Origin of the sequence: Mesorhizobium album, from assembly GCF_033977205.1 — a bacterium.
Lineage (GTDB): Bacteria > Pseudomonadota > Alphaproteobacteria > Rhizobiales > Rhizobiaceae > Mesorhizobium > Mesorhizobium album.
Window position 1 is genome coordinate 1 of record NZ_JAVIIW010000007.1, and the last position, 13,858, is coordinate 13,858.

The 13,858-nt window shown below is 66.1% G+C and carries 13 protein-coding genes; 3 read left to right on the forward strand and 10 right to left on the reverse strand.

Annotated elements, in window-relative coordinates; all coding sequences use genetic code 11:
• Positions 1 to 327: 327 nt before the first annotated feature.
• The 7 genes from RFN28_RS07865 to RFN28_RS07895 all read right to left on the reverse strand — a co-directional run bounded on the left by RFN28_RS07865 (position 328) and on the right by RFN28_RS07895 (position 7,631).
• On the reverse strand, positions 328 to 813 hold the full coding sequence (locus RFN28_RS07865) for a hypothetical protein (protein WP_320286806.1): 486 nt from the start codon (positions 811 to 813) through the stop codon (positions 328 to 330).
• An 87-nt stretch (positions 814 to 900) separates the two neighbouring features.
• The gene (locus RFN28_RS07870; protein WP_320286807.1) at positions 901 to 1,794 is read right to left on the reverse strand and encodes a sugar phosphate isomerase/epimerase family protein; all 894 of its coding nucleotides are present in this window, start codon (positions 1,792 to 1,794) and stop codon (positions 901 to 903) included.
• A 111-nt stretch (positions 1,795 to 1,905) separates the two neighbouring features.
• On the reverse strand, positions 1,906 to 2,844 hold the full coding sequence (locus tag RFN28_RS07875) for an ABC transporter substrate-binding protein (protein WP_320286808.1): 939 nt from the start codon (positions 2,842 to 2,844) through the stop codon (positions 1,906 to 1,908).
• Positions 2,845 to 2,927: 83 nt separating this feature from the next.
• Positions 2,928 to 3,926, reverse strand: a complete 999-nt coding sequence (locus RFN28_RS07880; RefSeq protein WP_320286809.1) for an ABC transporter permease subunit — start codon at positions 3,924 to 3,926, stop codon at positions 2,928 to 2,930.
• Positions 3,923 to 5,479: a sugar ABC transporter ATP-binding protein gene (locus tag RFN28_RS07885; RefSeq protein WP_320286811.1), complete on the reverse strand. Its 1,557-nt coding sequence runs from the start codon at positions 5,477 to 5,479 to the stop codon at positions 3,923 to 3,925. The genes RFN28_RS07880 and RFN28_RS07885 overlap by 4 nt, the downstream gene beginning before the upstream one ends.
• On the reverse strand, positions 5,476 to 6,852 hold the full coding sequence (locus tag RFN28_RS07890; RefSeq protein ID WP_320286812.1) for an FGGY-family carbohydrate kinase: 1,377 nt from the start codon (positions 6,850 to 6,852) through the stop codon (positions 5,476 to 5,478). Before RFN28_RS07890 ends, RFN28_RS07885 begins: the two co-directional genes overlap by 4 nt.
• The gene (locus RFN28_RS07895; RefSeq protein ID WP_320286813.1) at positions 6,849 to 7,631 is read right to left on the reverse strand and encodes a DeoR/GlpR family DNA-binding transcription regulator; all 783 of its coding nucleotides are present in this window, start codon (positions 7,629 to 7,631) and stop codon (positions 6,849 to 6,851) included. The genes RFN28_RS07890 and RFN28_RS07895 overlap by 4 nt, the downstream gene beginning before the upstream one ends.
• Before the next feature lie 194 nt (positions 7,632 to 7,825).
• Here RFN28_RS07895 and RFN28_RS07900 point away from each other — a divergent pair, with 194 nt between their 5' ends.
• Genes RFN28_RS07900 through RFN28_RS07910 form a run of 3 tightly spaced genes read left to right on the forward strand, consistent with a single transcriptional unit; the run spans position 7,826 to position 10,993 of the window.
• On the forward strand, positions 7,826 to 8,866 hold the full coding sequence (locus RFN28_RS07900; protein WP_320286814.1) for a class II aldolase/adducin family protein: 1,041 nt from the start codon (positions 7,826 to 7,828) through the stop codon (positions 8,864 to 8,866).
• Between the two features lie 4 nt (positions 8,867 to 8,870).
• Positions 8,871 to 10,145: an FGGY-family carbohydrate kinase gene (locus tag RFN28_RS07905; protein ID WP_320286815.1), complete on the forward strand. Its 1,275-nt coding sequence runs from the start codon at positions 8,871 to 8,873 to the stop codon at positions 10,143 to 10,145.
• A 2-nt stretch (positions 10,146 to 10,147) separates the two neighbouring features.
• Positions 10,148 to 10,993, forward strand: coding sequence for a TIGR01459 family HAD-type hydrolase (locus RFN28_RS07910; protein WP_320286816.1), 846 nt, complete (start codon positions 10,148 to 10,150; stop codon positions 10,991 to 10,993).
• 1 nt (position 10,994) lies between these two features.
• Here the strand turns inward: RFN28_RS07910 and RFN28_RS07915 are convergent, their stop codons facing one another.
• The 3 genes from RFN28_RS07915 to RFN28_RS07925 are packed head-to-tail and all read right to left on the reverse strand — an operon-like array spanning position 10,995 to position 13,837.
• Positions 10,995 to 12,062 carry an ABC transporter ATP-binding protein gene (locus RFN28_RS07915; RefSeq protein WP_320286817.1) on the reverse strand — a complete coding sequence of 356 codons (1,068 nt, stop codon included), beginning with the start codon at positions 12,060 to 12,062 and terminating at the stop codon, positions 10,995 to 10,997.
• Positions 12,063 to 12,065: 3 nt separating this feature from the next.
• Entirely contained in the window at positions 12,066 to 12,914 is an 849-nt protein-coding gene (locus tag RFN28_RS07920; protein ID WP_320286818.1) for a carbohydrate ABC transporter permease, read from the reverse strand.
• Complete coding sequence (locus RFN28_RS07925) at positions 12,914 to 13,837, reverse strand: carbohydrate ABC transporter permease (protein ID WP_320286819.1); 924 nt, start codon at positions 13,835 to 13,837, stop codon at positions 12,914 to 12,916. The genes RFN28_RS07920 and RFN28_RS07925 overlap by 1 nt, the downstream gene beginning before the upstream one ends.
• Between the last annotated feature and the right edge of the window lie 21 nt (positions 13,838 to 13,858).

Genomic DNA, 13,858 nt, shown 5'->3' on the forward strand with positions numbered 1-13,858 from the left:
CCTGTTTTGCTTCCTCAGGTCCGGCCGAGGCGTATTCGCCGACCACGTCGTTGGTGTTCGACGGGTTGATGTTGCGCGAGCCAGCATCGCCCAGCCACTCGCCGTCGATCAAGTTCTTGCGGAGCACGGTCATCTTCATTCCTTCGAGATTGGCTTATTTGTTCGAGATTAGCAGGGGCGATAACGCGCCGGTTATTTGTCAGACAAATGATATAGCATCGCCCGCCGAAAGGTCTACCCGAGAGCTTTCGATAAAGGTAGGCGCGCGGTTGCGGAAGTCCATTGGCTTCGTCCGCGACGACCTGTCACGATGTTGAGTCAGCGCCTTCAGACAGAGAACGACCAGAACAGGCAGGCGAGCGTTACCGCGGCGAAGATGACGAAGAACAGGCTTCTGAGCAGGACGTTGCGGCGAAGTTCGTTCATGGTGAGATGCGCGGCGACGATCGCCGCAACGAACAGGAAGCGCCAGTTGAAAAGCCCCCACAGCACCTCATGCTGGCCGAAGGCCCAGCGGGCGAGAAGCGAGCCGACGATGGTGGCGAACAGCATGATCGTGGCCCAGAAGATCGCATCGGCAGCGTGGGTGAGCACAACGCCGGCGGCGCGGATGGGCAGGATCATCATCAACAGCGCACTGAAGAAATAGATGGCGGCAATGGCGAGGAAGGACCCCGCTTCGGCAATACCGTCGAGGCGCTTCATGCCGAAAGCGCCGTAAGGATAGCCGTGCCTGGCAACCGCCAGCGAAAGCGCCATCAGCAAGGCGCTCAACACCGTGACCAATGCGAAAGTGCCGAGAGCCTTGCTCATGCCGTTTCCTGTCGAGACGAATCAACAAGAGTTTAGCAGAGCGCGGCCGCCAAAAGCCGCAATTCACCTCTCGGCATTCTCGAAGCGTCAAGGCCTCTGCGATGCCGAAACGAGCTCGGCCTTGCGCCGTGCCGTCTCCAGGCCGACGTCGATGAAGCGGCGCGCATGGCGGGCAAGCTCCATGTTGTCGGTCCACAGATTGCGCCAGATCGCCGTCTTCTTCGACAGGTTCTCGTCGACGATCTCGGAGGAGAAGGATTCGAAGCTGAGGTCGTCGCTATAGCCGATGGCCGTCAGCGCATCGAAAATCGCGGCGAAATCGATGCTGCCGGTGCCGAGGAAGCCGCGATGGCTCTCGCCGATATGGACATAGCCGATCGTCTTAGCGGCATGGCGGATGGCCAGCCCGACATCGGCCTCCTCGATGTTCATGTGGAAGGTGTCGAGGTGCAGGAAGATGTTGTCGGAGCCGGTGTCCTCGATGAAGGCGAGCCCCTGCGCGGCGGTGTTGAGCAGGTTGCTCTCGAAGCGGTTGACGATCTCGAGATTGAGCGTGACGCCGGCCGCCTTGGCTGTCTCCGCGACCCTGGCAAGCGTCGCGGCGCTGCGGTTCCACTGGTCGCGCGTCGGCGGCTCGGTCTGCAAGCCGTGGTTGGTCGAGAGAATGCCGCCGACCTTGCGGCCGCCGAGATCGCGGGTGAGCGCGATGGTGCGGTTAAGGATTTCGACGCCGCGCGCGGCGACCGCCTTGTCGGGGCTGGAGATGTCGCCGTCGGCCGGCAGGCCGATGCTGATCGCCACCCCCAGACCGAGGTCGGCGATGCTTTTGGCCAGCCTTGCGATGTCGACATCGGCCGGGTCGAGATAGGAGAATTCGATCAGGTCGAAGCCGGCCTCTTTTGTATTGGCCAAAGTGCGCTCGATATCCGCCTGTGCCGAGCTCGCCGACCAGACGAAAGAATGGATTCCAATGCGCGACATATTCGTCTCCATCTGCTGCGAAGCATCGGACCCGGAATGGAGCAGGTCCGGGTCCGATGCCTGGACAAGGAGTGCGGCCAGCCTGCGCCGGCCGCGCTGCGCTAAAGAGGATCAGCGCGCCGCCGTCCAGCCCTTATAGTCCTTGAGGTTCTCGGCGGTGATCAGCTTCGGATCAAGCAGGACGACCGGCTCGGCCGGCTTCTTGCCGGCAAGCACGTCGGCCGCCATCTGCAGCGACTGGCCGGCCATGACATAGGGATCCTGCGAGGCGGAAGCCTTGATCATCGAAGTGCCGGATGCGAACTCCTTCTCGATGTCGGGAGCGCCGTCGACCGCGGTGAAGATGAATTCCGAGCGGTTGAGCTGCTTGGCCGCGAGCTGCGCGCCGATCGCCGTCGGATCGTTGATGGCGAACACCGCGTCGATCTTGTCGAAGCGGGTGAGCAGCGACTGGAACACTTTCAGGCCGCCGTCGCGCGAGCCTTCGGCGTTCTGGTCGTCGGACAGGATCTTGATGTCCGGATGCTGAGAGAGAACGTTCTTGCAGCCCTTGACGCGCTCCAGGATCGACGACGATGCCGGGCCGTTGAGGATGACGTAATCGCCCTTGCCGCTGGTGTGGTCGACCAGGTACTGGCAGGCCTCCTCGCCGGCCTTGACGTTGTTGGTCATCACGGTGACGTCGGCACCCGGCGCCGAAACGTCGAAGGCGGCAACCACGATGCCGGCCGCCTGCGCCTTCTTGACGGCGGGCGCGATCGCCTTGGCGTCGACGGCGTTGAGCATGATCACGTCGACGCCGGCGGCGATGAAGGAATCGATCTGCGAGACCTGCTTGTTGAGATCGTAGTCCGCCGATACCGACGTCACCTCGACCTTGGGATTGATCTTCTTGGCCGCGTCCTCGATGCCCTTGATGGTGGCGACGAAGAAGGGGTTGCCGAGCAGGCCGACCGAGATGCCGACCTTGTTCAGGTCCTTGGCCGATGCCGGCGCGACGACGAGAGCCGCGAGGGCCGCGCCGCAGAGCAGTTTGGCGATGGTCTTCATTTACTTGCTTCCTCCGATTGCCCCGCGCCTCTCACGGTGCGTTACACACAGTCCGGCCCGTCCGGGCCGGCGACCAAGGTCAATCACGTTCTTGCTCCGGCCTGGAGCCGGTAACGGTCGAGGGCGACCGCCACGATGATGACCAATCCCTTGATGATGTACTGCCAGATGTCGGAGACACCGGCCAAAATGAGCCCGTTGGAGAGCACTGCGATGATCAGGCCGCCGATCAACGTGCCCCAGATCGAGCCGACGCCGCCGACGAAGCTGGTGCCGCCGAGGATGACGGCGGCGATGGCATCGAGTTCATAGGACTGGCCGAGCTGCAGGCCGTTGGCAGCATAAAGTCTCGCAGCCGACATGACGCCGCCGAGGCCGGCAAGCAGGCCGGACACGCCATAGACGAAGAGCAGCACCAGCGGCACCTTGATGCCGGTGAGGCGCGCCGCCTCGGCGTTGCCGCCCACGGCATAGATCCAGGTGCCGAGCACGGTGCGCTTCAAGACCAGCCAGGACAGAACCACCACCGTCAGTGCGATGATGACCAGCCACGGAACGCCGAACAGCGAGCCATTGCCGATGAAGTCGAACGGCAGGTCGGAGTTGAACACGGTCGTGTCCTCGCCGAGCAGGCGGGCGACGCCGCGGACCGCGGTAAGCGAGCCCAGCGTGACGATGAAGGCCGGCAGCCTGATATAGGCGACGAGCAGCCCGTTGATGACGCCGAAGCCGAGGCCGACCAGGATGGCGGCGGGAATACCGAGCATGCCCCAGTCCGGCACCAGCGACACCAGCACCGCCACCATTGCCGAGGCGGCGAGGACGGAGCCGACCGAGAGATCGATGCCGCCGGTGAGGATGACGAAGGTCATGCCGGCGGCGAGCACGATGTTGATCGACGATTGCTGGGTAACAATCAGCAGGTTGGTGCCGGTGAGGAAGCGCGGGTTGATGAACTGGAAGCCCGCGGCAAGCAGCACCAGAACCGGCAGCATGCCGAGCGCGGCGAAGGCCGAGCGCAGCCGCCGGCTCCTGAGCGCCGCCTGATCCGCTGTCGTCGTCACGGTTGTGCTGTCGGTCATCGCTTCGGTCCTTCCTGGGCCGCTCCCGTCGCAAATTCCATGATCGCTTCCTGGCGAAGCGGCGCGCCCGCGGACGCCGTCACCTCGCCGGCGATGGCGCCGCCGCGCATCACCAGCACGCGGTCGGCGACCCCGATCACTTCCGGCAATTCGCTGGAGATCATCAGGATGGCGATGCCCCTGCCGGCGAGATTGTCGATCAGCCGGTAGATCTCCGACTTGGCGCCGACATCGACACCGCGCGTCGGCTCGTCGAGGATGACGACCTTCGGCGCGGTCTCCAGCAGGCGGGCGAGCAGCACCTTCTGCTGGTTGCCGCCCGACAGCGAGCCGGCATTGGCCTGTGCCGACCTGGTGCGGATCGACAGCTCGGCGACAGCCTTGGCGGCGCGCCGGTCGGCGGCGGCGAAGTCGCGAAAACCGCCTGCGCGCGCGTCCCTGGCCAGCACGCCCATGTTGATGTTGTCGGAAATCGACATGTCGAGGAACAGGCCGAGCTCCTTGCGGTCCTCGGTGAGATAGGCGATGCCGGCCGCGAGCGCCTCACGCGGCGAGGCGATCGCGAGCGGCTTGCCGTCGAGCTCCAGCACGCCGGCGCTGCGCCGGTCAGCGCCGAAGATCAGTCTGGCGAGCTCGGTGCGGCCGGAGCCGACCAGCCCGGCCAGCGCCAGGACCTCGCCGTGATAGAGGTCGAACGAGCAGTTCTTCAGCAGCCTGCCGTCCGACATGCCGCGCACCGACAGCGCCACCTGGCGCTTGCTGTCCGGCGGGCGGTGATCCTTCCTGTAGAAGGCCGACAGATCGCGGCCAACCATCATCGAGACGAGGCGCGAGGCATTGAGATCGGCATGTTCCAGCGTGCCGACATAGCCGCTGTCGCGCAGCACGCTGACACGGTCGGCGAGCTGGTAGACCTCTTCCATGCGGTGGCTGATGTAGATGATGGCGATACCTTGCGCCTTGAGCGTGGCAATGACCTCGAACAGCCTTTCGGTCTCGCGCGACGTCAGCGAGGTGGTCGGCTCGTCCATGACGATGATGCGGGCGCTGGTCGACAGCGCGCGGGCGATCTCGACCAGTTGGCGTTCACCGAGCGACAGGCTGGAGACCAGGGTGCGCGCGGAGAAGGAGACGCCGAGCCGCTCGATGATTTCCCGGGCGCGCCGGTTGCATCGATCGCGATCGACGACGCCGAACCTGCGCGGCTCGTTGCCGAGGAAGATGTTCTGCGCCACCGTGAGGTTCGGCGCCAGCGACAGCTCCTGGTAGATGACGGCGATGCCGTGGGCGCGCGCCTTGATCGGATCGCCGGTGGCGACCGGCGCGCCGTCGATCAGGATCTCGCCGCCGGTATCAGGCCGATAGGCGCCAGACAGCACCTTCATCAGCGTCGACTTGCCGGCACCGTTCTCGCCCATCAGCGCGTGCAGCTCGCCGGCGTTGACGGTGAGCGACACGTCCTGCAGGGCGCGGATTGGGCCGAAGGTCTTGGAGATGTGGCGCATCTCCAGCACCGGCCTCTGCGCCGCCTGGGCATGGGCGATGGCGGTCATTGCGCACCTCCCGCCGATGCGGCGATGCCGCGCCCGGCGATGAGGGCGCGCCAGCCGTCACGGTAACCGGCCAGGCCCTTGAAGTTTGTGGCGCGGACCGGCTCCGGCGTGTCGGCGGCGAATTCGCGCCCGACACTCTCGAAGGCGAGCGCGGCCGCGCCCGTGGCGCTGCCTTCCAGCGTGGCACCCTGCATGAAGGACTGGCCGGGGCGCAGCGCGGCCAGCAGACCGGCGAGCAGGCCGCCGGCATTCAGGCCGCCATCGACGATGACGGTGCCGCGCGAACGGATCAGGTCGAGCGACAGGTCGACCATCAGCGCCACGTAGAGCAGCGCCACGGCCGCACGTTCCTCGGCATCGGAAACGCGCCCGACGATTTCGCCCGTCCGGCCTGGCATCGGTCCGCCTGGGGCAAAGGTCGGCAGCGCGATGATGCCGGCGTCGATCGCGCGCTCTATCGCGGCCGGAGCAATCGTGCCCTGCCAGTTGCCGCTGATGGTCGCGAATTCGCGCCCGCCCATGAAGCGGATGGTGGGCACCGGGCCGCCATCGACATCGACATTGACCAGCATGTCGCGGTCGCGGTCGAGCGCGTCGAGCGGGCAGTCCGGGTTGAGTATGATCACCCAGGTGCCCGTCGACACCACGGTGAGCGGCCCAAGTTCCTGCCGCCGATAGGCATGGAGCGCGGCGTTGCTGTCGTGGACACCGTTGTGGATGGAGACCGGCCGGCCCGATTTGCCGAAGCGCCGCTCGCCGATGACTGCGCCGGCGCGCGCGAAGGCTGGCATCTGACCGCGCCAGCCTTCGGCGTCGACCAGCGAGGAGAAGTCGCGCTTGCGCGGTGCCCACAGATGCGAATGGCAGCCCAAATAGGACATCTCCGAAACGGCGCGGCCGCCGAAGCGCCAGCTCCAATATTGCGGATAACCGAGGATCGCCCTCGCCGCCTCGAAGGCGCCCGGCGCTACTTCCTTCAGCCACATCATGTGGCGGGCGTAGTTGAAGCCGAGCGGCAGGCGCGGCGAGAAGGTCTCGGCGAAATCGGGGATACGGCGGTCGATCCGCGTGGCGATTTCGGCCGGCGGCTCCTGCTCGTAATCGAGTATCGGGTGCGTCAGCGCCGTCCCATCGACCAGCGCGAAGGTGCAGCCATGGCCGGACACCATCAGGCCTTCGATGCCATGGCCGTCGACGGCCTCGTCGACGGCATTGAGCGCCCAGTCATGCAGCGCCATCTCGTCAAGCACGCTGAGGCCGTCCTTGCGTATCCAGTCGGGCTTGGTGCGCCGCTCGTCGAGGATGCGCCCGTCCTGGCCGAAGACGAACAGCTTCGAATTGGTCTTGCCGAAATCGAGCACCGCCACCTTCACGGGAGGGCTCCCGAGGACGGCGCGATGCGCACGGCGACGCCGGCGTCCTCCAGCATGCGCGCATCGGCATCGGAGAGGCCGTCATCGGTCACTAGCGTGCCGATGCGCGACAGCGGCAGGGCGACATTGCGGGCATGGATCGACAGCTTGCGGCTGTCGGCCAGCACCACGATCTGGTCGGCGCAGAGGCTGAGATCGACGATCGAGCGCACCAGCAGCGGATGCGATTCCAGCACGCCCTCATGGCTGAGGCCCTGCGCGCCGACGAAGAACTTCGAGGCGTAGAACGGCACGGCCTGGGTGAGCGAGTGGATGATGCCGGGCTCGCGATGCAGGTCGCCGCCGGCGATGGTCAGGCTGCAGTGGCCATGATCGCTGAGATAGGCCGCGAGCGGCATGGAATTGGTGAAGAGGCGGATGTTGCGGTCGGCAAGCTTGACGCCGAGGTGGAAGCAGGTCGAGCCACCATGGACGATGACGGCGTCGCCGTCGCGTACGATGGTCGCGGCGACGGCGGCGATCTGCCGCTTGGCGTCGACCGCGAGATCCCGGTTCTCGTCATAGGGCCTGGCATAGGCGACCCCGGCATGGGCCGCGCCATCGAGGGCGGAGATGCCGCCATAGACCTTCCGCGCCTCGCCGGCCTCGTCGATCTTGTCGATGTCGCGCCTGACCGTCGCGGCCGAGACGCCAAGCCGCTCCTGCAGCTCGCGCACCGACGCAAAGGGGCGGTCCCGCAGCAGTTCGACGATCTGACGCTGGCGGCCGGAGTCGCTCAAATCTTTCCTCCCGAATGCCATTTTTCCACGGCAATTGGCGCAACTTACTCAACATCGGGCAGAATGCAAGCCAGATTTGACGATACTAGATCACTGTTGACGCAGGTCGCTCGCATCTGCGATATCAGCGCCGAACGCTCCCGGGGACGGGAGATGATGCCGAAACCCGACCAAGCCATCGGAGGACAAGCGCCATGGCGACCCAAGCTGACGCGCAGGAACTGGCCGCCCTGCGGGCGCTTTCGGCCAGGATCGGCGGCAACCCGCACCTGACCCAGGCGGCCGGCGGCAACACCTCGCTGAAGGCCGGCGACACGCTTTGGATCAAGGCGTCCGGCACCTGGCTGAAGGACGCGCTGTCCGAAGACATCATGGTGCCGGTGGCGATGGTGCCGCTGATCGAGGCCGTCGAACGGCGCGATCCGGCCGCCGACAAGCCGCAGGCCTTTGCCATCGACGCCCTCAATCCGCGCGGGCTCCGCCCGTCGATCGAGACCACCGTGCACGCGCTGATGCCGCGGCGGGTCGTGCTGCATGTCCATTGCGTCGATACGATCTCGCTCGCGGTCCAGGCCGATTGCGAGAGCGAGGTCGCGCGGCGACTCGAGGGCATCGCGTGGGCCTATGTTCCCTATCGCCGGCCGGGCCTGCCGCTTGCCCAGGGCATTGCCGAACGGCTGCGGCCCGGGATCGACGTGCTGATCCTCGGCAATCACGGGCTGGTCGTGGCCGCGGAGACCGTGGCCGAGGCGGAGCACCTGCTGCACCGGGTCAGGTCGCTCCTGGCGCGCCCGGCGCGAGCGGCGGCGGAACCGGACGCCGCGGCGCTGACGGCGCTTGCCGGCGACAGCGGCTACAGGTTGCCGGCGGAGGTCGAGGCGCATGCGGTGGCGCTCGACGCAGCCAGCCGCCGCATGGCAGAAGCCGGCAGCCTCTATCCGGACCATGTCATCTTTCTCGGCCAAGGTTCCGTGGTGGCAAGGCCCGGCGAGCAGGTTGACGACGTCACCGCGCGGCTGGGAGTCAGTCCGGCTGCGATCCTCTTTCCCGGCGCCGGCGTGCTGATGCGCGGCGACGCCAGCTCCGGCGCGGACGCCATGCAGCGCTGCCTTGCCGATGTGACTGCCCGGATCGACATCTCGGCGCGGCTGAACTATCTCACCGCGGCCGAGAATGACGAGCTCATCAACTGGGATGCCGAGCAGTATCGCCAGAAACTCAACGCCGCGGGCTAGGGCCATGGCGCCGCTTGCCGTAGGCATCGACATCGGCACCTCCGGGTCGCGCGCCGTCGCGATGCGTCCGGACTTTTCCATCACAGCGCGCGCCGCCGTGCCGCTCGAGCGCTTCGGTGCGAACGGTCGCGACCCTGAGGTCTGGTGGGCCGCGGTCGAGGCGACGCTGAAGGCGCTGCTTTCGAGCGTCGACCGCGCAGCGGTGCGCGCGATCGCCGTCGACGGCACGTCGGGCACCGTGCTGCCGGTCGACGGCACCGGGCGGCCGCTGGCCGAGCCGCTGATGTACAATGACAAGGTTCCGGACGACCCCATTCTCGCCGGGATTGCCCGCACGGCGCCGGAAACGAGCGCCGCGCATGGCGCGACATCCGGTCTTGCCAAGGCGCTGTGGTTCCAGCGTCAGCCCGACGTCCAGGCCGTGCTGCACCAGGCCGACTGGATCGCCGGACAATTCTCGGGCCGTTTCGACGTCAGCGACGAGAACAACAGCCTGAAGACCGGATACGATGCCGAGACGCGCCGCTGGCCGGACTGGATCGCAGAAACCGGCATGCGCATTGAGCTGCTGCCCGCCGTCGTCAGGCCTGGCAGCGTGACAGGCAGGCTCACGGCCTCCGCCGCCGGCCTGTTCGGCCTGCCGCGCGAGGTGGCGGTGGTTGCCGGCACCACCGATGGCTGCGCCTCGTTCCTGGCGACGGGCGCGGCGGCCGCCGGCGACGGCGTCAGCGCGCTCGGATCGTCGCTAACCATCAAGATCCTGTCTGAGCGGCCGATCTTTGCGCCGCGCTACGGCATCTACAGCCACCGGCTCGGCGACGCCTGGCTGGCCGGCGGCGCCTCAAATACCGGCGGCAAGGTGCTTGCCCGGCATTTTTCGCTCGAGCGCATCGTCGAGCTCAGCGCCGCCATCGATCCCGCGACCGAGACCGGCCTCGACTATTACCCGCTCGGCACGGCCGGCGAGCGCTTCCCCATTGCCGATCCCTTACTGCAGCCGCGCCTCCTTCCCCGCCCCGACTCCGACGCCGACTATCTGAAGGCGATGCTGGAAGGCATCGCGGCCATCGAGGCGCTCGGCTACCAGAGGCTTGCCGAGCTCGGCGCGCCGACACTGACCTCGGTGCGGAGCGTCGGTGGCGGCGCTGCCAATGCGGCCTGGACCGCGATCCGGCGGCGCAAGCTCGGCGTCGATTTCCTGCCGGCACTCTCCGACGAGGCCGCCGCCGGGACGGCAAGGCTGGCGCTGATCGGCGCAAGTGAGGCGGGACTGCTGTGAGCATGAGGCAAGCCAGACATCTCGGTGGGATCGGAGCGCTCGCCGAACGCTACGACGTGTTCCTGCCCGATCAGTTCGGCGTGCTGCATGACGGGCAGCAGCCCTATCCGGGTGCGGTCGAAGCCCTGTCGGCGCTGAAGCGCGCCGGCAAGACCGTAGTGCTGATCTCCAATTCCGGCAGGCGGGCAGAGCCTAACGAGCGACGGCTGCTGAAGCTCGGTTTCGAGGCGGGAAGCTGGGACCATTTCGTCTCGTCCGGCGAGGTGGCCTGGCGGATGTTCAAGGACATGGTGGGCTCGGGCGCCTTGAGGGCGGGCACGAGATGCCTGCTGATCAGCCGTGACGGCGACCGTTCGGCGATCGAAGGCCTGCCCTTGACCCTGACCGAGCGGGGCGACGACGCAGAGCTGGTGCTGCTCTCGGCCAGCGAGGGCGACCGCTATGATCTCGATCATTACCGCACGCTGCTTGGTCCGGCCGCCGCGCGACGGGTGCCGTGCTTCTGCACCAACCCCGACCGGATTATGCTGACCGCGGTCGGACCGCGTTTCGGCGCCGGCGAGATCGCCGACCTCTATGAATGCCTCGGCGGCAGCGTCACCCGCATCGGCAAGCCCTACCCGGCGATCTTTGAAGCGGCGCTGGCGCTGGCCGGAAATCCGGTGCGCGGCAACGTTGTCTGCGTCGGCGACAGCGTCGAGCACGACATCGCCGGAGGCAGAGGCGCCAGCGTCGCGACCGCGCTGGTCATGTCCGGGATATTGGCCGATGCCGGCGACCTGACCGGGCTTTTCCGAGAGCTCGGCGCATGGCCCGACTATACGATGGACGCCTTCCGCTGGCGTTGACCTACCCGATGCGATTGCCGCTTGCCGGATCGAACAGATGCAGCGCCGCGGGCTCGGCGGCGAGCCGGATCGTGTCGCCCGGCTTCACATCACTGCGGCCCATGACGAAGACGCAGATCTGCTGGCTGGCCAGCCTGACATAGAACTGCGTCGAGAGACCCAGCGGTTCGACCACCTCGACCTCACCTTTCAGCGGGCCGTTCTCGGCCAGCCGGATGTGCTCCGGCCGCAGTCCGACGGTCAGCGCATCGCCGTCCTTCAGCGGCAGGCCATCTGGCAGCCTCAGCTTCTGGCCGTCGGCCAGCACGGCGTCGACCTTGCCGCCCTTGGCGACCTTCGCCGGCAAAAAATTCATGCCGGGCGAGCCGATGAAGCCGGCGACGAACGTGTTGGCCGGCCGGTCGTAAAGTTCCAGAGGATGGCCGACCTGCTGCACAAAGCCGTCATGCATGACGACGATGCGGTCGGCCATGGTCATGGCCTCGACCTGGTCGTGGGTGACATAGACCGAAGTGGTCTTGAGCTGCTGGTGCAGGGCCTTGATCTCGGCACGCATATGGACGCGCAATTTGGCGTCGAGGTTCGACAGCGGCTCGTCGAACAGGAAGACTTTCGGATCGCGCACGATGGCGCGGCCCATGGCGACGCGCTGGCGCTGACCGCCCGAGAGCTGGCGCGGCAGACGGCCGAGGAAGCTTTCAAGGCCGAGGCGTTTGGCAGCGGCGCCGACCCTGCCGTCGATTGTCGTCTTCTCGGCCTTCTTCAACATCAGGCTGAAGCCCATGTTGGAGGAGACGTCCATATGCGGGTAGAGCGCGTAGGACTGGAACACCATGGCGATGTCGCGATCCTTGGGGGCGACATCGTTGACCAGACGCTCGCCGATGCGGATTTCCCCGCCGGTGACCTCTTCCAGGCCGGCGATCATGCGCAGGAGCGTGGACTTGCCGCAGCCGGACGGGCCGACCAGCACGACGAACTCGCCGTCGGCGATTTCGAGATCGACGCCGTGCAGGATGCGCAGCGCGCCGTAATCCTTCTCGACATGTTGCAGTGTGACTGAAGCCATCTTTTATCCTTTGACAGCGCCGGCGGTGAGGCCGGTGACGAGATAGCGTTGCAGGAAGGCGAAGAAGATGCAGACCGGGATCAGCGCCAGAATGGACGCCGCCATCATCTGCCCCCAGTCGACGGCGAACTTGCCGATGAAGGTGAGCAGGCCAACGGCAAAGGTCTTCTGCTCGTCGCTGGAGATCAGCATCAGCGCAAACAGCAACTCGCTCCAGGCAGCGGTGAAGACGAAGCCGAGCGTCGCGCCCATGCCGGGCAAGGTCAGCGGCACGATCACCCTGCGCATCGCCTGAGCGCGCGTGCAGCCGTCGATCATCGCCGCCTCCTCCAGATCCTTCGGGATGCCGTCGAAGAAGGACTGCATGAGGAAGGTGGCGAAGGCGGTGTTGAAGGCGGTGTAGATGATGATCAGCCCGATCAGGCTGTTGGTCAGGCCAAGCTGGCCCATGATGCGGTAGATCGGCGGGATGACCATGACCAGGGGGAAGGTCTGGGTCAGCAAAAGCAGGATGGCCAGTGTGGCCTTGCCGCGGAAGGTGAAGCGCGACATCGCATAGCCGGCAAGCGTGGCGACGACCGTCACAAGTGCCGCCGTCGATACCGAGACGATGACGCTGTTCAGGAAATAGCGCGGGAAGTCGGAGGCCTCGAGCACGGTGGCGAAGTTCTTGAGCGTCATCTCAGACGGCCAGAAGGTGATGCCTTCGGAATAGAGCAGCCGCTCCGGCGTCACCGAGATCTTCAGCGTCCAGAAGATCGGGAACAGCGCGAAGATGACATAGGCGGCGATGGCCGAGTAAAGGCCGATACCGCCCGCGATGCGCGAAGAGGTGGAGCGTCCGGCGATCATCAGACATGCCTCACAAGCGTGCGGCGGATGGCGATCAGCGCGATGGCATAGGCAATCAGCAGCACCAGAAGCAGCACCGCGACCGCCGAGGCGTAGCCTTTATCCAGCGATTTGAAGGCGCTGACATAGATGTAGACCGGCACCGTGCTGGTCGAGCCCGCCGGTCCGCCCTCGGTCATGACGAAGATCAGGTCGGCGAAGGTGGCGATCCAGATGGTGCGCAGCATGACGGTGATGACGATGGTGGGCGCCAGGAACGGCAGCGTCACCTTGGTGAAGCGCTGCCAGGGCGAGGCGCCGTCGATGGCTGCCGCCTCATGCAATTCGGACGGGATCGACTTCAGCGCCGCAAGCAGGGTGATGGCGAAGAAGGGGATGCCGAACCAGATATTGGCGACGATCGGTCCCCACATGGCGGTGGCCGGATCGGAGAGCACATTGGTCGGCTCGGCCTTCAGCCCGAGCGCGAAGAGCCAGTGCGGCAGCGGCCCGATGATCGGGTTGAACAGCCAGGCCCAGGTGAGGCCCGAGAGAAAGGACGGCACCGCCCAGGGCAGGAACACCACTGCCTGCACGATCCTGCGGCCGTAAAACGGCTTGTCGAGCAGCAGCGCCAGGCCAAGCCCAAGGAAGAACTGGAAGAACAGGCTAGCGACCGTCCACCACAGCGTGTTGATCAGCGCCTGGCCGAGCACGGCGTCGGAAAGCATCGCCTGGTACTGGCCGAGGCCGACATATTCCGACTTGAAGGCGGAGAATTTGCGGAAGGAGTAGCTGATGCCGATGATCAGCGGCACCAGAAGCACCACGACCAGCAGGACGATAGCCGGCGAAAGATAGAGCCATGGCTCGATCGCAGCCTTGCTCAGCCGCTTCTTTCGCGGCCGGGCGGCAGATCGGATTTCGGACACTGCGTAGGTCATACGGTGCTCGCGATGGAAGGT